A 17651-nucleotide genomic window follows, 5' to 3' on the forward strand; every position below is an offset into this window, starting at 1 on the left:
CACTTTCTCAACATCTCATTCGTCTCCTTGCAACCAATATTGATATGAAAAGCAGAATAACACCATCTGATCAACTTGAAATATTTTATGCTGTCCCACAAAATAATGATACTAACAAAGGAAACAAGCAAACAAAGGAAATCAAAGAAACCGCTACAAATGCAGACCCTGAAATTCGTTATGTAAGCGCTACCTTTGGCAATGTTACTTATAAATATTACCGTTATCAATCGCAAGACGGAAACGTTGATTACTACGACTCAGAAGGAAAAAGTTCAAAACCTTTTTTACTCCGAAAACCCTCTCCAAATGCTGTTTTTGGTTCACCATTTGGATCACGCAAACACCCTATTCTAGGATATGTGCGAATGCATACGGGAGTCGACTGGATTGCACCAAAAGGATCACCAATTATTGCTGTCGGAGATGGTATTGTGAAAAAAATAGGGGTAACAGGCGGCTATGGGAATCACACAGAAATTCAACACGCCAACGGATATGTTAGTACTTATTCACACCAAAGCAGTTACGCAAAAGACCTTAAACCAGGCGTTAAAGTAAGGCAGGGACAAATTATTGGATATGTTGGATCAACAGGACTAGCAACAGGCCCCCATGTCCATTTTGAAATCATTGTCAACGGTACAAAAGTTGATCCAATGCGCATTCGCTTACCTGATAGCAAAACTCTAACCGATCAAGACCTCCAAGCTTTTCTGCGAGAAAAAAATAACATTGATTCTTTGATAGACAGTCCGATGACACCATCAGAGGATAACTTCTTAAGCAACGCACTCCTTCGATAGTATATTTTACAAAACCACGTTTTCTTAAAGAATTATAATAAAGAGCAATATCCCTCTTAACTTCAGGAAACAAAACTGCGCCTTAAGAAACAAATTGTGAATTATCAAGATCATTTGTTTTCACCCTTGGCAAAGGAATCGTAACCTTTGTTCCACCGAGTTCTGATGCTTCAAAAAGAGATTTTTCACCAAACTGCATACAAAGCTGCTCAATAATCAAACGACCAAGGCCTGTTTTTTGATCTGAATTTTGGTCACTAATGCCAATACCATCATCTTCAACGATCAGCACCATTTGATCACTTTCCTGAAAACCACAAAAAATATAAATATTTCCAGATCGCTGGTCTGGAAACGCATGTTTTAAAGAATTTGTCAGCAATTCACCAAGAATAATCCCAAGTGTTGTGGCATCTCTTGAAGATAATCTGCAATCCTTGAAAGAGGTATGAATTGTTATATTTTCGCGCAATTCAAAGGGCACTGCTAATTCAACATCACGCACAACAGAACTAAGAAACTCTGCCAATAAAGTTGTTTCCATATCATCACTCAAACGCAAACGCCGATGCGCTGTTGATATTGTTTGGATACGATCGCGTGCAGCACCAAGAACTGAACGCACTTCCTCATTTTTGCTACGACTTAACTGCAAACCAAGTAAGGAAGACACTGTCCCAAGAGAATTGCCAATACGATGGCTAGCATCCTGCAACAGCATTTCAACACGTTGGCGTTCTTTTTCTGCATGATTTCGTGCTCCTTCCAGTTCTTGTGTCCGTTCTTTTACACGTGCTTCAAGTGCAGCATTTTCACTATGCAAAAGCAACTGATACAATTTTAAAGAACGCACATCACGATGAAAACGATTAATAACAAAATAAGCAGAAATAAAAGTACTCACCACAGAAATAATCGCTGCTAATGTTAAAGCAGCACGCATAAGTGCGATACCCTCGCGTTGTCTTTTTCGTGCAATATCATCCTCATTGATAAAATTTGTCACCAATTGTGCTAAACGCGTGAATTGAATCTTCTGAAATTCAGGAATAACAGAAGATTGGTAAGATTGATTGGACAATCCATCAAGAGCAATCATATGGGCATTCATAAAAGCTTTGCGTGTTTCCACTTCCCTTTTAAACTCATCAAACCACGCATACCATTGTGGATGCGCATAAACAATCAATGCCGTGTAATCAAGAGCACCTTCAAGATTACGAACCGCATTTTCAAAACGATTTTTGTCTTCTTCTTTGTGGCTTTTAGCATAACTTCGATCAGCAACAGCCATATCAATTAGGTGAATGAGAACTAAATCAACCTGTTCGCGCAATTCTGAACTTGTATTCAATTGTGAAATTTCTCTATCAACTGCATTTGAAAGCAGCATAATAAAGGTTGATGCCAGAAGAGCCATAACAAGAGAAACAATAACAGCCGCCCAACGCCAGCGTGAAACCGTTGGATTAGAAGGAGATCTTTTAGGAAGCAAATTCGTCCTCGTTATCATATAATTTCCATCGGCGAACCTGAAAATCGTCATTTTTCAGCACAACGGAGGATCGCCTTATGAATCACAACGCAAAAAGCCTGATTGATATTTCCAAACAGGTTACCCTTATTGTCCCAAGGAGACGCGTCCAACACCCTGAATTTTCTCAAAATGCTGACTTTACTTTAATAGCTATAACGGGAATAAAAAAAACAAGGTTATTAACCATAATTATTATGCTTTTTTAGCCGCTAAATGAACACAATGTACTTCCAGCTGAGCAAGAGTCTGGGCCATAATCACATTCACCATTTACTTTAAGAAGTCCCTGTAAGCGATTCCGAGCCCTGCTGACACGGCTTTTAATTGTTCCAACAGCGCAACCACAAATAGCAGCAGCATCTTCATATGAAAAACCAGATGCACCAATGAGAATAATGGCTTCTCTTTGATCAGGAGATAATGCATTTAAGGCTTTTTTAAAATCCTGCAAATCAAGTGACCCATATTGAGCGGGGTGAACGGCCACATTTTGCGTAAATACACCATCACTATCTTGAACTTCTCGCCCCCTTTTGCGCATTTGACTGTAAAATTCATTCCGCAAAATAGTAAACAACCAAGCTTTGAGATTAGTGCCCATTTCAAAACTGCTCTGCTTAGCCCATGCTTTCACAATAGTATCTTGAACCAAATCTTCCGCTTTGTCATCCTTGCCGCTTAAAGAAACAGCAAAAGCCCGTAAAGATGGCAGGACCAAAAGTAATTCCTGTTTAAAGTTTTTTACACTTGTCGTCATAAAGGATCAAACCTTTTCACGTTATTCAACCCTAACTGCTCTACTTGATCCAACTTGTCCAAAAGCTCAATTAAATGCACAGGCAGTGCTTCTTCCTGAATTTCCAAATAAAATTGACGTAATTTTCGTGCGATTTCGCTGTTAACACCGAGAATATCGTCTCCAAATGCCGAGCGATTGGTGAGATTTTTTTCATCATGGTCGTTCATTTTTTATCCCCCTAATCCATATATCATCAGTAGCACTAACTAAGAGATTTTCTCGTTATAGTTGTAAATATAGTTCTATATAAAAAGTTCCATACAAACATAGGAACTTTCTCATCTTTCGGGGGTTTCAATGAAAAAAGTGCTTCAAAAGCCAAAGGAGGTATAAGTCATGTCATTATCAACACGCATCGCACCACATTTACCGTATCTTCGACGTTTTGCCCGCTCTGTCACAGGCAGCCAAGCGTCTGGCGACGCGTATGTTTCAGCAATGTTAGAAGCACTCATTGCTGATATTTCAATTTTTCCAAAAACATCAAGCGACCGTATTGGTACCTACTGGCTTTTCTGCTACCTTTTTGATCAAACTACGCCAAACATACCAGAACCACTGCCACAATTTGGTCTTGAACAAAAAGCAAATGCAAAATTATCCTACCTAACACCACGCACACGCCAAGCATTTCTATTAGTTGCTGTTGAAGGATTTAACGAGCAAGAAGCAAGTGAAATCATGAATCTTGATATAGAAAAATTCCGCAAACTCCTCAATCAAGCATCAATTGATATCTCTCAACAAATTACCACAAAAGTTATGATTATTGAAGACGAACCACTTATTGCTTTGGATATTGAACAAATGGTAGAAAGCCTTGGTCATCAAGTTGTAGGAATTGCACGCACTCGTGATGAAGCCATAAAAATCTACCATGAAAAAAAGCCACGACTTATTTTAGCGGATATTCAATTGGCAGATAACAGTTCTGGCATTGATGCGGTCAATGACATTTTAACAGATGACTCCATACCAATCATCTTTATTACAGCTTTTCCGGAAAGATTATTGACTGGAGAACGCCCAGAACCAACTTTTTTAGTCACCAAACCTTTTAATCCAGACATGGTAAAAGCACTTATTTCACAGGCTTTATTCTTTCAAGAAAATGCTTCAAAAGCTGCTTAATATAGGGTAACATTTTTAAAAATGATCGTTGCTCCAATTCCAAAGCCACCCATGGATAAATCCCATCTTAGTGCCTTAATGCAAGCGATCCGTGGATCTGATATTTGTATTTTATATCAAACAACAAGCTTGGTCTATTTATGGGCTGAAAATCTGCCAAAACACCTCCACAATAAATGGAGAATCGGCTGTCGTGATAGTGATTTTTTTTCTCTTGATCTTGCCGATAATATGGAAACAATCAAATTACAAGCTTTAGCTACCGGGAAAATGCAAACTATTGAAGCACGATTTGAAGATATGGCAAAACAAGCCATTTGGTATAAATTTTCCATTGATTGCCATCGCAACGATAACGGAGACATTATTGGCATTATCACCACCGGCGTTGACATTTCAGGACTACGCCGACGTGAGCAGGTGTTAAAAATACTGCTTAGAGAAGTCAGCCACCGCTCTAAAAATCTTTTAGCCATCATACAAAGTATTGCTAGCCAAACTGCCCGCTATACCGAATCTTTGCAAGTATTCTTACGCAAATTTCAAGGAAGACTTCATTCTCTCTCCCATTCTCAAGATCTCATCACCGATTCTGACTGGCGTGGAGCTCAATTTCGCGAATTAGTGCAATCACAAACTTTTGGCTATATCATGAAAGAAACAGAACGCTTTTCTGTTGAAGGAGAAGACCCCTATCTTTTTCCAAACGCAGCCTTGCATATTGGTTTAGCTTTTCATGAACTCATTATCAATTCTCTCTCCTTCGGCGCTTTATCACAAGAAAAAGGAAATGTCTGTGTACGTTGTAAAATTCACACAACAACAAACGAGAAAACACAGCTTCTCATTACTTGGAATGAAAGCTTTGAAAATGGAACTGCCTTTCTGATAGACAATGATAAAGCTTGTTTTGGCAGTGCTGTATTAGAAAAAATTGTCCCAATTTCCGTTAATGGTTCAGCATCTTTAGAGTTAACAGACAAAGGAATTTCTTACTATCTGTATGTTCCTGATACTTATTTTGACACATTTTCTTAAAAATATGATTTTGAAAATTGTAAAATAAAGTATCAAATGTACCACCATCACAATTTTGATCAAAATGGCCCTTTTCCCAACATAAAGTCATTTTTGAAACATTTTTTCCATGTAGCAGATTCACTAAGAATCTTCTTTAACGAACAACTCATCCACTGAAAATATCTTAAGTAACGACTCTACTAAAAAACCAGTATGAACAGCAAAAGGGAACAAACACCCTCCAAAATCGTTTGACCAAGAATGAAGTATAACTTTTGATAAAATGAACCCCTGATTGTCAACCATCACATCTGAAAGAATTTCATGGATCCTCTCGTCTTTGTCCTCTTATTGGTCTCATGCCCAGATAACTTTAATAGTTGTTATTCCGACAATACAATGGTTAAAACTTACCAAACACCTCAAGCATGTGAACAAGCCATGATACCATCCGCCAAAAAATTTGCTCCCTACGGGCAGCAAATTTTTGCCCAATGTACAGGTGTTCATATAAACTTACACCATCAAAAAGTTACTCTCATCTGGTCAGTAACAAATCAAGGAAATTTTCTTCTTTCAAGTAGAGATACACAGAATGAATAACGGCGAAACAAGTACTCTCACCATCTATTTTCCCTTTTTTATATATATATCATCCATAGACTTCTTGCATAAAAACAATTAAGAGCATAAACCCGTAATACTCTGAAAACTACAAAAGAGTAAAACATGCTGGAAAATGGGAAAAATCAACCTTTAGATAATCATCACGCACAACAAAACGCTTGGCCTCAAGATCATCCTTTAGACCCAACGGTAGAACGCGTAAGAAAAAAGCTCATGCGTTTAATGATTATTTCTATCTTAATAACGCTTATTCTTCTACTTGCTGTGCTAGCTGGGATTATTTACAAAATTATGGCCACTGAACCAATTCCGAAACAAGCAACAACCTCTTTTTCTTCTCAAAGCCAAAATTCAGTAATCGCACGCCACACTCTTTTCTTACCGGAAAAAACACAAATCCTCTCGCAAAGCCTCTCAGAAAATAATATTGTCTTTAAAACCTTAACGCCAAAAGGAAAAGAGAAATTCATAATTTACAATTACCATATCGGAAAGATTGTTGCGATCCTATCTGTTGAAACGAAGGAAGAAGCACCCCCTCCCTTTTCAAATTAGAAAAAATATTTTCTTTTAAAACAGCAACATTCCAACAAACGCTTCAGCATTTTTATTTCGTTTATACATTTCCCTCTGCAGGAGATGCAGTTACTCGACGCCGACGTGGCTTTCTCTGAACTCCCTCACCTAACAGAGGTAGAGTATCTGTCTTTTCCTCCGACACAGCCTCAACTAACTCATTGCTATTTTCAGAAATTTCTGCCACTGTTTGAGAAAATCCAAGAGACGGTTCCTCCTGAGGTCTCATAACACGCCGACGTGAAGGACGACGTAATTTTCTTACAACTTCAGTACTTTCTTCAGGAATGCAATTCTGCTGATCGATTTTTTCATCTGATGAATAACCAACATCTACTCCATCGCCAGAACGACCATTTCGTGCCTTTGTTTGGTGACCATTGATGTTTTTTTGCTGCCGTGTTTGTGACACAACCTTATCGCAATCAACATCATCTCTTTTTGCACCTTCAGCATTTATTTCGTCGCATTCCTGTTCACTATTTTCATCACGACGAACAGAATGAGACATTTGCCCTGCCGCTGCTAAAATAATCCGCAAATAATGCTCGGCATGTTGCAGATAATTCTCAGACATCACGCGATCACCAGCACCTTGTGCATCACGCGCAAGGCTTATGTATTTATCAGCAATTTGCTGTGCGCTTCCACGAATCTTAACATCCGGACCGTTGCTTTCATAATTTCGAGACAACGGATTTGGACCGCGACGATTATTGTTACCATTGTTGTTATTATTGCGACCGCGTACCCGTCTATTTTGTTGTGGCCTCATATTGATCCCTTTTTAGAGTGGTTTGTGTGTGTCTTCACTGAATCTTCTTTATTGCATTGTTTTTGATAATACTAATCGTGTTCAAAATACGGTTATCAAGTCATCCGCGTTTCACTCAAACAAAAAACAAAATGGCACCCACTGATACTTGATAAAAGCATATATTGTTTGAAAACCATGAGAACAGCTGGGAAAGCTTAAAGCTAAAATTCCCTATTCCTCTGTTAATAGACGAAAGCCTAGTGATGTTCACACAAAATGCCAAGTCTTTTTTTTTAAATACAACATCTTTCCCTGAAAAAATCATCATTTTGTGGGAAAAAAGCAACAAACGAAAACTTGCAAAAAACTCTAACAAGCAAATAAATGGATGAATCTTTTTATACCTGTAAAACACCGCTACCTTAAAGCAACCTTATCATGCACATCCCCCAAACAAGCATTTTTCAAAACCCTGCAAAATTGCTCAATACCCACAGATAGGTTAATATATCGCATTGTTCAAGCCCTATAACCACCAGAAGATCATTATTTTCCGCAACATAAATTGAAAAGCACTGCGCATTTTCAAATTCCACACCCTCTGTTTCATTTTCCTGTCCCTCTGCTGTTCTTTATTGATAATCCTCCATTGCTATTCTTCCCTTTATCATTCTTTCTGGTTAAAATATTTATTTAAAATATTATATGCATTTTATGTGTAACACTTCACAATACCAAAAAATTTTCTAATTAAAAAATTTAAAACTGTTATCAATACTTCTTTCTTGACAGTTTATACCTCTTCTATACTAACATAAAAACTTCATAAAATATGAAACAGAGATGCGCAACAAAAATGAATACCACCTACGAAAATATCATTTTCTTCCCATAAGATTTTTACACCCCTCCCCCAAAAGAACACTAGCCTTCTCATTTAAAACAAAATACAAGAAGAACCTTAGAAATAATTGCGTACCTTCGGTTTCTCACTCTCTTTTTCATCGATAAAACAATCCCGCAAAAGAAAATAATTTCCATCCCCTGGCCGCACCATTTTCATGCATTTTTCCTTTGTTTCATCTGAGAGATCATCCCACATTTCCCGAATAGAAAAATAAGCTTCACTTTCCAGATTCATACAGCGATAATAAACTTCTTTTTTCATGTCTGGTAAAACAGAAGCAGCAATTTCTTTACAATAAATACGCAAATCAAACGTCGGAATATCTAGAGGAATATGGCTTTGTTGTACAAATTCTTTTCTTAGAGGAAAGGAATTAAAAATTTGGCGCACTGCAAAAACATACACAAAAACACAAAAAACAATGAAAAAAACGCAAAAAAACATATAACAAAATTGTTTACGATCCAATTTTTTTATTACATCAATTACTTTTTCCATGAGTACCCCATCTACCCTGCATCAAAATACCTTCCTTGCAGCGGAAAACAATATAAGCACAACATGCATATACAAAGATACACAACCTAAAAAACAGCAATGTCATCTGATGATCCTCAAAAACGATCACAGACTCCAGAAAAACATCCTCTTTACAAAATCCATCTGTTCAACAATTTTTTTTATATTCTTTCTCTTATCGAAAATTTTAACATCCCTCTTACGATAAAGAACACTACTTGATACTCATCAACAAACAGAAACTACAAATTACGACAACAAGTGCTACATCACAACAATATCAAAAAATAGTGCACAACAATATTAAAAAAAACCAATATTCACCAGCATTTTTGCTTTTGACCAAAGAGATCTGTCGCCAAAATCCAACGTGATAATAATGGTTCATCTTTAACCAAAGAAGCTGGTTTATTAATAATTGGGGGTTTAATCCATCCCGCGCAAGACGTCGGCGCATTCATCTGACATCCCGCCAAGGGCAATGCAAATACGGAAAGGAGAAAGAGAAAAAATTTCATGATTAATCTTCTCACGATTTTGAAAAGCTGAAACAGCTTGAATTAAGGTTCTGTTGCGCTCAAAAGATCGTCCATAAAAAAAACTACCCAGCGCAGCAATAATTATCAAAGCTACGATCAAATTCCAGCGAGATAAAAAAATCATCGATGTTCTTCCTTTATACGATAAACAAACATCCAAATCCCAACTATCGTTGCCAAAACAATAACAACAGCAAAAGCCCATTGTATAGGACCATGTCCAGTCAAAATCCCTGTTAACCCAGAAAATGAACCAACGATCGGTGCCAAAATTTCTACATTTTTCCAAGAAGCACCCTCTTTAGGTGCTTCCACCGCCTGATAATTAGAAGAAACATAAGCCCCTCTAGCCCACAATCCTGCCTCAGCAGCCCGCCGATGAACAAGACCCTGTAAACGTTTTCCCCCAACTCTAGTCCACCGTTGTAATTCAGCGGGAACAGCTTCATAATTTCCTTTATTAAGCTTTTTTAAGAGCGTAGAATTGCAAAAAGCTTTTGTGCCTACATTATAACAAAAGGATACAAGTGCAGCAAACTGCTCATCGGTTAAAGACTGATAAACCATCTTTTCGACAGTTCTCTCGAATTTCATCAAATCTTTTCGTAAAAGATTTTCTGCTTGACTCTCAGTAATCTTCATTCCTTCTTGCACATGTGGCATACCCGCTTGTGTCGTATGGCCATAACCAATTGTCCACACACCGGCAACATCTTGATAAGCTTGCAAACGGAGACCTTCCCATTGTTTAATGAGCGCAATCCCCTCCCGTGAGATTTTTCGCATTTTTTTATCCCCCTGAACTATTTATGATATAAGAAGAGAAATTTAAGAATAAGAAAGAGAATAAAACAACTGTATGTTCTACCCCTCTCTCTTCACTTATTTGGATTTTATATCCTCAAAATCTTTCAGGATTGTCTCAAATTTCTGTTCTAAAGCAGTAACACACTGCACAATCTGTACAACATTGTCAGTCTGTTGTTTGGACAATTTCTTGATATCTTGCTGTACTTTGCTCAACAATGCATTTAAAGGAACATGCCCTGTTTTTCCATTAACATAAATAACTACGCGAATATGTTCAGGATCATTAATATCAGATACGGAAATCACCGCTCTCTTCCCCCCTCCCCACTCATATTATGAACTTAAATTATCTTTATTGATGAATTTGAGCACCAGAACATTAGCTTTTTTACTATCTTCCCCCCAAATATGCCAAAAATGAACACATCACTCCTCTATAACCGCATCTTCTCGCTCCTTATGAGCAATAAGAAAAAAAAATTACCAAGAAACATCATGTTTTAATCGCGTAAACAACAGCAATATTCACAGGACGTGTTTCATCACCCCCTGTTTTTGATAATAAAAGTTTATGTTTATGCTCACCTGCATGAGTTGTTAAAGTGGTATCATTTATTTTACCATATCTGTCACGATTTCCTCCTTGGGAAGTAGTTCCTTGATACACAATCATATCAACCTCATGCCAATGCTTGCCCGCGAGGTCTGTCTCTCCATTATGGGTATGTTCTTTAAAAGAATCTTCTTGTCTACTCCCAAATTTACGGTTTTTATCAATGCCTCTACCATCATCAAAACCGCGCAAAAACATCCCACGAAAATCAGGTACATTAAACGTGCTTCGTTTATCTCCTACTCCCCATTTTTCACCGATAGCAGCAAAGAGAGATGCATATTCTGTTCGTGAATATGCTTTACCATCACATAAAAGCCACCCCTCAGGAATCTTTGTCATAGCAAAAACAGAAATGATTCCAGCAGGAAGATTTTGCGAAAAAAGGAGTGTTGGATTTGTTAAATACCAACCATCTGAACCTTTTCCAGCAATACCACAATGATAAATGAGTTCATATATCCCTCCAGCTTGCAATTCCCCGCCGCTCAAAGGCTCTATACCATTTTGTGTTACCTTATAAACAAGTTTCTCTGACAAGTGATTTAACTGCGCATATGTTTTGCCAACATTTGTCTTTTGTGATTTAAAACGGACAACAATATCATTTTTATAATCCTTAAAAAGGGATTTAGTCATCAAATGAATAAATGTTTCACGTCCAGAACTGCTGATAATAAAATCATTTTCAATGGCTCCTCCACTATCAGATAAATATTCTCTAACGCGTTGCATCATCGCGCGGGCACTATCATTTACTGTGCTTGGGGGTTGCCCTTCTGCCCAATTAATGATGTCGTCAGCGCGAGCATTCTCAGATGCCACAAGCGACCAATCATAAATTGAATTCATAGAATATGTCCTTTTTTCAAAAAACGTGCAAAAAGAGAAAGAAAGAAGGAAGAAATTTTATTTCTAGATGCTCCAATTTTTTTCATTTGAAAACCAATTGTGCTATAATCAACGTGCAAGAGTTTTGTCTTTGCATTCATATATACAGCCTCAGGATTCAAACGCAGTACTTCTTGAGCAAGTACCCCGCAATAACGTTGTGGATCCCCTTTGTAATTAAAAGCATAAATTGGATAACCATTTTTCTCTCCTACAGGCACAATGTTTTCCTTTGACCTCATGTCAGAAAGCCCAAAGAGTCCTCCCAACAACCCAACCAATTGCTGCACATCACGCAACGGATCTCCAACCATAGAAGGCATTGCTGTTGTCTCAGTTGAGTTAGTACCATAGTTTCCAGCAGTTTGCTTTCCTGCCTGCAGCAACTGTGCCAATCGGTTCCACCCTCGATTATCCTGTTCGATCCACTTTTGACGCTCTACATCTAAAGCATTTTGGCGATATTCATCTTTAATAATACCACCTTTTAAAGCATTACTTTGTGCACTGCTTTGTCCTTTATAATAGCCATTTGCAGCATTAACTTTATCATACAACGAATTATCAATTATCTTGTTCGCATTTATCATGTTATTGACATCTTGATTGTATTGCCGTGCAGCAGCCTTTGTTGCCAACATGCCCAATTCATCAGCAAGAACACCAGTATGAGCACCAGACCCATAGCGACCAGCTCCAGATACAGATCGATTAACGGCATCGGAAGTCTGATTCAGTGCATTCTGTAACGCATCATTAAATTTGCTATTTCTTCCAACAAAATTTCCCTGTGCCATATCAAGCAAATTGGGAACGCTATTTGTTGGTGCATTAAGCAACTGAGCAATAATTGGATTATTATACTGATCAGCAGCTTTTTCTAAACCCATGATAGCATTTTTTGTCGTATCACTCAGATCAGCTGCACGCTCACCCTGATAAACGTTACCGCCACTCCCACTGTTATAAAGATTAAGTGCTTCAGAACTAGCTTTTTTAAAAATATCTTCAATCCACGCGGGTGGTGCATTTGTTTTGGTTGTTGTTTGAACTTGAGGTATTACTTGTCGTCTCATGAGATCAGAACCTTTCTATAATGAATAAGATTAAGTGCATACCCATAACGAGCCATCATCTTGGCCCATCCAACTCTTCCAAGTGCCAACACTTCATCGGCATTAATTGTTCTCGCCCATTCTTCAACCTTATCGATCAATTTTACCAATTGCAGTCCTCCCTCCCCAGCTAAATCTAAAACAACAACACGTTTTTTCCCCGTGTGAGTCAGTTCAATTTTTGTGATCCCACAAGCACTAAATTTGGATTTATTTTTTAAGATCAACCACAATTGTGTTTGCCCTGTAGCAATCTCTTTAGCTATTGTCGCCAAACACACATCATCTGGAAATCGCTTGGCATATTTTTTCATAGCATCATTAATATCTTTTTGATAATATTTTACTTTTTTCAATGGCCATTCATCAATAAGATGAATAGAATAAGAGTTTTGGTAGTCCCGTTTTGGTATCATAATTTTGGCTCTTTCATCCTTCTTAATCTGCCAATAATCACATAACCGACACCACACAAGTTCTTTTAAATAAAACAGCCCAATGCATCACTTCTTGATAATAATTGAGCACCCTTACCGCATCCCAGCAGGACGCAAATCAACATCAAACCCAGTAATGTGAGACCAGTTATCTTTCCTCCAAATATTTAATCTAAATCGATAAAACCGTGCTCTTACACAAAAATTAACTTGTCCAGTTTTCCAAGAAGGTCTTCTTTCCGGAAGCCAAATAACTTCCGCATCAAGGGACTGACGAGCACGTATTCCCACCGATAAAGAAAAGTTTTCACCATTAAACTTGGGCATAATCCTTTTAATACGAGTCATCATACCGTTTGTCTCTCCCATCTCTGGTGACGTCACGATGCAATTCATAGGTTCACCAGAAAATGTTCCAAGCCTTCCTGAATAATCAAAGGCACCCAAAATAGCAGATTCATTTTGCCAAACTCTACTGTCGAGAGAAAAATGCAACTTATCAAGACTCTTCGAAAATTGATCAAGACCTTCTAGGGTTGATCCCAATAAAAATACAGGCAAGATCATTTTGATATTCACAACAGCTTTAGTCCATTTTTGCAATGTCCAATCATAAATGAGAAGAACACGTTCCATTGTAAGATCATTCTCAGAGACCATCCAATAAACGCGACTATGCACAGCATCAACAGCAGCAGACAGAATGGATAATTTATTCTGGTTATCTTGTATGGCCATGGTTCGGTTAACTTTTTCGAATCCAATTGGTATAATCTGTCCTTCATTTGTTATTTGATAAAATCCACTTTCATCAGTAAAAAAAGCAAAATTTCCCCGACAAACGATAGAGCTAGAACTTTTTGCACCACACTTGTCATGTATTTTTTGGAAGCTGAAAATCATCTTAGATCCAGGAGTAAAGGATCCTGAATAAATTGCAGAACGCATAAAGATAATGGGATTTGTTGTTTCCGTTGAACCTTGTACAAATCCGCCATCTGGAAAATCCTGATAATCACAGCTTTTTTTTCCAACTGTCCAAAATTCAGCATCATTTAACCCAGACCAATGAACACGCCGTGGATGCTCTGTCAATTTCATCAAACAAACAAAATCGCCCCATATACGAACAATTCCAGCTTGTGGCGGATTTCCACCTAAATCCCTAAATCTTTCATCACGATCAATATTGATCACCTGTGGCTTATCATTCGCATTGACAGCAATGACATAATCCCCAAATAAAGCAAAAGACCAAGGAGCATCTATATTAGCAAGATATCTCCTTCCCTTTTGGCTAATATCATTCCACTTCATAGTGGTATTATTGAGAAGATAAATTTTTCGTCCTGTTCCAACAATAATAGACACACCAAATTTTGTTCTGACAGCAATCGCACCAAAAATCGGATCAGGACAAGGTCCTGTTAAGGGAACAAATCCTGGCATAGGAATATATGATCCATCGGCTGGAAAAACATTTACAAGCTCATTGGTAAAATCTGAATTACCATCAGCAACATCAGGCCTATAATCAGCAACTGGGAAGAAAGCCATTTAAAACTCCACTGAATGAATCTTTGAAAGACACTTTCGGCGCGATGTTTCTTCGCGTAATATTTTAAGTTGTTCTTGAAAATCATTGAAAGAAATAGCCGCTAATTCTGGATCTTTAAGAACATTTTTATAAAGATCGTATTTTGCACGTGCTTTAATAAGCTCAAATGCATGAATCATCCAAGGACTATCATCATTCCATACATTTCCTTCACTCAAAGAATCAGGGAAATAAAAAAGATGAACAACTTCAACATCCTTGGGTGCCGGAAAGAGCCCTATTTTATCGTCAGAATAGGTATAAAAAGTTGGAACTCCCAAACGTCTGCCAAATTCAGACATTTCAAATTGCTGTTGCAATAATCTGAGAGTTTTAAAATGGAGATGTGTTTGTATTCCATCAGGTGCTTTTAAACATAGTGAATCAATCACCACATTCTCTTCAGAAAAAACTCCCTCTTGTTCCCCATACCATATTTTTCCTCTTTGTGTTTCAAATGTCATTACTTTTTTTTCATTGAAAAAAAATGGTTCTTTACTGCATAAACGGAAAGCAACCAAAACTGAATTTTGAATTTGTCTGAAATATTCATTCGTTAAATCGTCGATTTCATCTTTTATAATATCGAAAATATGAGGAAAATTTGTGTAATCAGGAAAAATGGAATTGGTAAATGAAGCAGCCATGAGCAATCATAATCCCTTCATATATGAAACATTTTGTAGATTATCGTTTCAGCATATTTCTCCCCCCAGTAAATACTTTATCGAGAGGGAGATTTGTAATTTTTTCAATACCTTTTAGACTCTTAAGAAGAAGAGCCTCCATAAGTTGAAATAACGATTGTGCCAAAATCTTGAGTATTTTGCGTAACTTTTGATGAATTGAAGCGTGTTTTTTTCATGCCTATAATAGTTTTTGCTGCTACCCCAAATTCACGTTCATAATCGAAAAGCTCTTCGACCAATTTATAACGCGTTGCTCCCCTGTCTTTTCCAAAAGCAATAACAGCACTTTGTGCCCCAAGCAAAACAGCACGACGAACCTCAGGCAAAGAATTGTACGGTGAACTCGTTTCTACACCTTCTGTAACATGTTCAGTTTCACGTAAAATAACACCATTATACATCCCAAGAGATCCATCATAGATGGGATTTTTTATTCTGCTTCCGCTATAAATCGCCTTTGTAATATCAAGCCACTGCCCTGCATCTGTATTTGTTCGCAACTGCGTCACCTGTGTTGGATGCAAATAAAGAACATAGACATTTTCTCCCCCAACACGCACAGGCCTAATTTTAGGATTTGCAAGCTTAGCACGTTCAACAGCTTGATCAATCAGCTGCAAATTGAAGATATCTTCTCTTCTTAAATCTTCATCCTTTTTTTTCCCTTTGGAACGCAAGATACGTTTATCGGTTGGAGGAAGCGGTAGATTAAATCCATAATGAACTGGTTTAATCAGTATGTCTCGCCCTTCAAAATTAAGGGTTTTCGCAGTATACCCACAAACTTGAATGAAAAACATCATGCTTAAACGATCTGCATACCAATCAACTAAACCATTTTTTGCTTCAGTACGTAAATTATGGAGAGTACGTTGTTGATCAATGGTTCCTTCATTTTTAACACGCACAGCATGAACGAGTTCATTAATCACCACGCGATCGTTCAGAAACTGTAAAGCTTCTTCACTGCCTTCAACCATCTGTCCTTCACTGACCCCATCACCATACAACTGCACACGCAAACCAAAATTAACTGAATCACCACTTGCTTTACTTGTTTCATCTTTTAGCTGTATAATGCTGTTTGAATCGGTACCAATCAGTGGAGCAATCGGAATAGCTTTTGAAATTTCTTGATTAAGTAATTTAGACCATGTCCTCACTGCAATTTGGTCATTAAGTTTGACTTGAGTTACACTCATTTTACCCTCTTAGAATTATTGATATAAAAAACCGGCAAAGTGCCGGTTGTTTCCTCTCCCATTTCTTACTTTAAACAATGGATCTATTATTGTATTGTGTACGATACCCGTTTATAAATTTTATCTTCCCCCCATCTTTAAGAAATGCTCTTTGCCTTCATAAACCTCCTACAAACACTCTCCTGAAGAAGATCCTTCATCCCCATTCTCATCCTTTCAAGAATCTCTTCTAAATGTTCTTCTAGAGCTCCCCCCCACTCATTAAATGATTAAAAGCAGCCTTATTTTTTGGATCCGCAATCCAAGTACTAAATTCTGCCTCTGACATCTTATCGAGTAAATCCAAAGAAATAGGACTGCTAGGAGTTAAACCATTATAGGCAGCAAGTGTGCGTGCAGAACTGTGTCGTTCTTGCAAATTTTCAATGGTATCGCTTGGAACATTTGTATAGCCAATTTTTTGAGCAATATTGTAAAGGACCTCGGCAGGATTTTGATTCTTTTGCGCACACTCCTGTAATATCTGCTTCAGTTCATTTCCAATCACCGCATCAACATTTTTTTGATCTGTCATTTCAGGATAGAGTGCAGAACAGGCAGCCAATTGTCGAGCACGTACATTATAAATAAAGTCAGCAGCTTGATCAAAGTCGTCATATTTGTGCTTAACAGAAGCAACAGACTGCTGAAAAAAAGAATGTAACTGTTCTGCTTCAGAAACAGCAGTAACAGACTGCTGCTTTTCTTGCAACAATCCCTGTTTATATAATTTTTTTCCTAACCACTGCATATAACCCATAAAATCTTTTTCCAGATCTGGCGGCGCACCAATTGCTTCCATCTCTTGGTCATTTTTTTGCTGTATCGCACCCTGATTTACAAGCTGTTGAAGAGATGCCTCTCCACTCTCTTTCAAACTGGTTGCAAAAGTTTTTACTTGTTCTTCTCCTCCAATTTCATAATCTTCTCCATGCTGAACTTCGGGAAGTGAATCCTGTTTCAATTGATTTTGTTCCACCAGCGTTAAGTGTTCTTGATCCATTTCATTAGCCTTTTCAGATAAAGATGATAAGATACGT

General features: G+C 37.7%; 20 protein-coding genes (1 of these 20 only partly in view). 5 read left to right on the top strand and 15 right to left on the bottom strand.

The features are described from left to right. Nucleotides 1-806 carry the 3' end of a M23 family metallopeptidase gene (locus tag V4P54_RS04495; protein WP_455476839.1) on the top strand. It extends 1204 nt beyond the left edge of the window, so the window shows 806 of its 2010 coding nt (coding positions 1205-2010); the start codon falls outside the window, past its left edge; its stop codon occupies nucleotides 804-806. An 82-nt stretch (nucleotides 807-888) separates the two neighbouring features. Here the strand turns inward: V4P54_RS04495 and V4P54_RS04500 are convergent, their stop codons facing one another. The 3 genes from V4P54_RS04500 to V4P54_RS04510 form a co-directional block, all read right to left on the bottom strand. Beyond that, entirely contained in the window at nucleotides 889-2352 is a 1464-nt protein-coding gene (locus V4P54_RS04500; RefSeq protein WP_455476840.1) for a sensor histidine kinase, read from the bottom strand. A gap of 193 nt (nucleotides 2353-2545) precedes the next feature. Then, nucleotides 2546-3100 (bottom strand): RNA polymerase sigma factor, encoded by a 555-nt coding sequence (locus V4P54_RS04505; protein ID WP_455476841.1) that lies wholly within the window; start codon nucleotides 3098-3100, stop codon nucleotides 2546-2548. Then, nucleotides 3097-3309, bottom strand: a complete 213-nt coding sequence (locus V4P54_RS04510) for a NepR family anti-sigma factor (RefSeq protein WP_455476842.1) — start codon at nucleotides 3307-3309, stop codon at nucleotides 3097-3099. The genes V4P54_RS04505 and V4P54_RS04510 overlap by 4 nt, the downstream gene beginning before the upstream one ends. A 169-nt stretch (nucleotides 3310-3478) precedes the next feature. On the opposite strand from V4P54_RS04510, the gene V4P54_RS04515 reads away from it, so the two are divergent. The 4 genes from V4P54_RS04515 (at nucleotide 3479) to V4P54_RS04530 (ending at nucleotide 6475) form a co-directional block, all read left to right on the top strand. Next, entirely contained in the window at nucleotides 3479-4273 is a 795-nt protein-coding gene (locus V4P54_RS04515; RefSeq protein ID WP_455476843.1) for a response regulator, read from the top strand. 21 nt (nucleotides 4274-4294) lie between these two features. After that, nucleotides 4295-5311 carry an HWE histidine kinase domain-containing protein gene (locus tag V4P54_RS04520; protein ID WP_455476844.1) on the top strand — a complete coding sequence of 339 codons (1017 nt, stop codon included), beginning with the start codon at nucleotides 4295-4297 and terminating at the stop codon, nucleotides 5309-5311. A gap of 306 nt (nucleotides 5312-5617) precedes the next feature. Continuing rightward, nucleotides 5618-5896 (top strand): hypothetical protein, encoded by a 279-nt coding sequence (locus tag V4P54_RS04525; protein WP_455476845.1) that lies wholly within the window; start codon nucleotides 5618-5620, stop codon nucleotides 5894-5896. Between the two features lie 126 nt (nucleotides 5897-6022). Next, a complete protein-coding gene (locus tag V4P54_RS04530) occupies nucleotides 6023-6475 on the top strand; it encodes a hypothetical protein (protein WP_455476846.1) in 453 nt (150 codons plus the stop codon). A gap of 61 nt (nucleotides 6476-6536) precedes the next feature. Here V4P54_RS04530 and V4P54_RS04535 read toward each other — a convergent pair whose 3' ends face one another. The 12 genes from V4P54_RS04535 to V4P54_RS04590 form a co-directional block, all read right to left on the bottom strand. Further along, nucleotides 6537-7271, bottom strand: a complete 735-nt coding sequence (locus V4P54_RS04535) for a DUF4167 domain-containing protein (protein WP_455476847.1) — start codon at nucleotides 7269-7271, stop codon at nucleotides 6537-6539. Nucleotides 7272-8214: 943 nt separating this feature from the next. Further along, on the bottom strand, nucleotides 8215-8658 hold the full coding sequence (locus V4P54_RS04540) for a hypothetical protein (protein ID WP_455476848.1): 444 nt from the start codon (nucleotides 8656-8658) through the stop codon (nucleotides 8215-8217). A gap of 447 nt (nucleotides 8659-9105) precedes the next feature. Next, nucleotides 9106-9342 carry a hypothetical protein gene (locus V4P54_RS04545; protein ID WP_455476849.1) on the bottom strand — a complete coding sequence of 79 codons (237 nt, stop codon included), beginning with the start codon at nucleotides 9340-9342 and terminating at the stop codon, nucleotides 9106-9108. After that, nucleotides 9339-10004 carry a lysozyme gene (locus V4P54_RS04550; RefSeq protein ID WP_455476850.1) on the bottom strand — a complete coding sequence of 222 codons (666 nt, stop codon included), beginning with the start codon at nucleotides 10002-10004 and terminating at the stop codon, nucleotides 9339-9341. Before V4P54_RS04550 ends, V4P54_RS04545 begins: the two co-directional genes overlap by 4 nt. Nucleotides 10005-10100: 96 nt before the next feature. Next, a complete protein-coding gene (locus V4P54_RS04555) occupies nucleotides 10101-10334 on the bottom strand; it encodes a hypothetical protein (protein WP_455476851.1) in 234 nt (77 codons plus the stop codon). A 187-nt stretch (nucleotides 10335-10521) separates the two neighbouring features. Next, nucleotides 10522-11493, bottom strand: a complete 972-nt coding sequence (locus V4P54_RS04560; RefSeq protein WP_455476852.1) for a phage tail protein — start codon at nucleotides 11491-11493, stop codon at nucleotides 10522-10524. Further along, complete coding sequence (locus V4P54_RS04565) at nucleotides 11490-12608, bottom strand: tail fiber domain-containing protein (protein WP_455476853.1); 1119 nt, start codon at nucleotides 12606-12608, stop codon at nucleotides 11490-11492. Before V4P54_RS04565 ends, V4P54_RS04560 begins: the two co-directional genes overlap by 4 nt. Beyond that, nucleotides 12605-13063, bottom strand: coding sequence for a hypothetical protein (locus tag V4P54_RS04570; RefSeq protein WP_455476854.1), 459 nt, complete (start codon nucleotides 13061-13063; stop codon nucleotides 12605-12607). The genes V4P54_RS04565 and V4P54_RS04570 overlap by 4 nt, the downstream gene beginning before the upstream one ends. Before the next feature lie 114 nt (nucleotides 13064-13177). Next, nucleotides 13178-14641 (bottom strand): hypothetical protein, encoded by a 1464-nt coding sequence (locus V4P54_RS04575; protein WP_455476855.1) that lies wholly within the window; start codon nucleotides 14639-14641, stop codon nucleotides 13178-13180. Next, nucleotides 14642-15328 (bottom strand): hypothetical protein, encoded by a 687-nt coding sequence (locus V4P54_RS04580; protein ID WP_455476856.1) that lies wholly within the window; start codon nucleotides 15326-15328, stop codon nucleotides 14642-14644. It abuts the gene before it with no gap. Nucleotides 15329-15450: 122 nt separating this feature from the next. Next, nucleotides 15451-16572: a N4-gp56 family major capsid protein gene (locus tag V4P54_RS04585; protein WP_455476857.1), complete on the bottom strand. Its 1122-nt coding sequence runs from the start codon at nucleotides 16570-16572 to the stop codon at nucleotides 15451-15453. Nucleotides 16573-16813: 241 nt separating this feature from the next. Continuing rightward, a complete protein-coding gene (locus V4P54_RS04590; RefSeq protein WP_455476858.1) occupies nucleotides 16814-17614 on the bottom strand; it encodes a hypothetical protein in 801 nt (266 codons plus the stop codon). Nucleotides 17615-17651: the final 37 nt, after the last annotated feature.

This window comes from Bartonella sp. B41, from assembly GCF_053795765.1.

What these genes read in the sequence shown, in the direction of transcription:
- V4P54_RS04565 (WP_455476853.1), bottom strand. Translation starts at nt 12,608, where the DNA reads ATGAGACGACAAGTAATACCTCAAGTTCAAACAACAACCAAAACAAAT.
- V4P54_RS04570 (WP_455476854.1), bottom strand. Translation starts at nt 13,063, where the DNA reads ATGATACCAAAACGGGACTACCAAAACTCTTATTCTATTCATCTTATT.
- V4P54_RS04505 (WP_455476841.1), bottom strand. Translation starts at nt 3,100, where the DNA reads ATGACGACAAGTGTAAAAAACTTTAAACAGGAATTACTTTTGGTCCTG.
- V4P54_RS04590 (WP_455476858.1), bottom strand. Translation starts at nt 17,614, where the DNA reads ATGGATCAAGAACACTTAACGCTGGTGGAACAAAATCAATTGAAACAG.
- V4P54_RS04525 (WP_455476845.1), top strand. Translation starts at nt 5,618, where the DNA reads ATGGATCCTCTCGTCTTTGTCCTCTTATTGGTCTCATGCCCAGATAAC.
- V4P54_RS04510 (WP_455476842.1), bottom strand. Translation starts at nt 3,309, where the DNA reads ATGAACGACCATGATGAAAAAAATCTCACCAATCGCTCGGCATTTGGA.
- V4P54_RS04515 (WP_455476843.1), top strand. Translation starts at nt 3,479, where the DNA reads ATGTCATTATCAACACGCATCGCACCACATTTACCGTATCTTCGACGT.
- V4P54_RS04580 (WP_455476856.1), bottom strand. Translation starts at nt 15,328, where the DNA reads ATGGCTGCTTCATTTACCAATTCCATTTTTCCTGATTACACAAATTTT.
- V4P54_RS04585 (WP_455476857.1), bottom strand. Translation starts at nt 16,572, where the DNA reads ATGAGTGTAACTCAAGTCAAACTTAATGACCAAATTGCAGTGAGGACA.
- V4P54_RS04545 (WP_455476849.1), bottom strand. Translation starts at nt 9,342, where the DNA reads ATGATTTTTTTATCTCGCTGGAATTTGATCGTAGCTTTGATAATTATT.
- V4P54_RS04530 (WP_455476846.1), top strand. Translation starts at nt 6,023, where the DNA reads ATGCTGGAAAATGGGAAAAATCAACCTTTAGATAATCATCACGCACAA.
- V4P54_RS04550 (WP_455476850.1), bottom strand. Translation starts at nt 10,004, where the DNA reads ATGCGAAAAATCTCACGGGAGGGGATTGCGCTCATTAAACAATGGGAA.
- V4P54_RS04560 (WP_455476852.1), bottom strand. Translation starts at nt 11,493, where the DNA reads ATGAATTCAATTTATGATTGGTCGCTTGTGGCATCTGAGAATGCTCGC.
- V4P54_RS04575 (WP_455476855.1), bottom strand. Translation starts at nt 14,641, where the DNA reads ATGGCTTTCTTCCCAGTTGCTGATTATAGGCCTGATGTTGCTGATGGT.
- V4P54_RS04520 (WP_455476844.1), top strand. Translation starts at nt 4,295, where the DNA reads ATGATCGTTGCTCCAATTCCAAAGCCACCCATGGATAAATCCCATCTT.
- V4P54_RS04500 (WP_455476840.1), bottom strand. Translation starts at nt 2,352, where the DNA reads ATGACGATTTTCAGGTTCGCCGATGGAAATTATATGATAACGAGGACG.
- V4P54_RS04540 (WP_455476848.1), bottom strand. Translation starts at nt 8,658, where the DNA reads ATGGAAAAAGTAATTGATGTAATAAAAAAATTGGATCGTAAACAATTT.
- V4P54_RS04535 (WP_455476847.1), bottom strand. Translation starts at nt 7,271, where the DNA reads ATGAGGCCACAACAAAATAGACGGGTACGCGGTCGCAATAATAACAAC.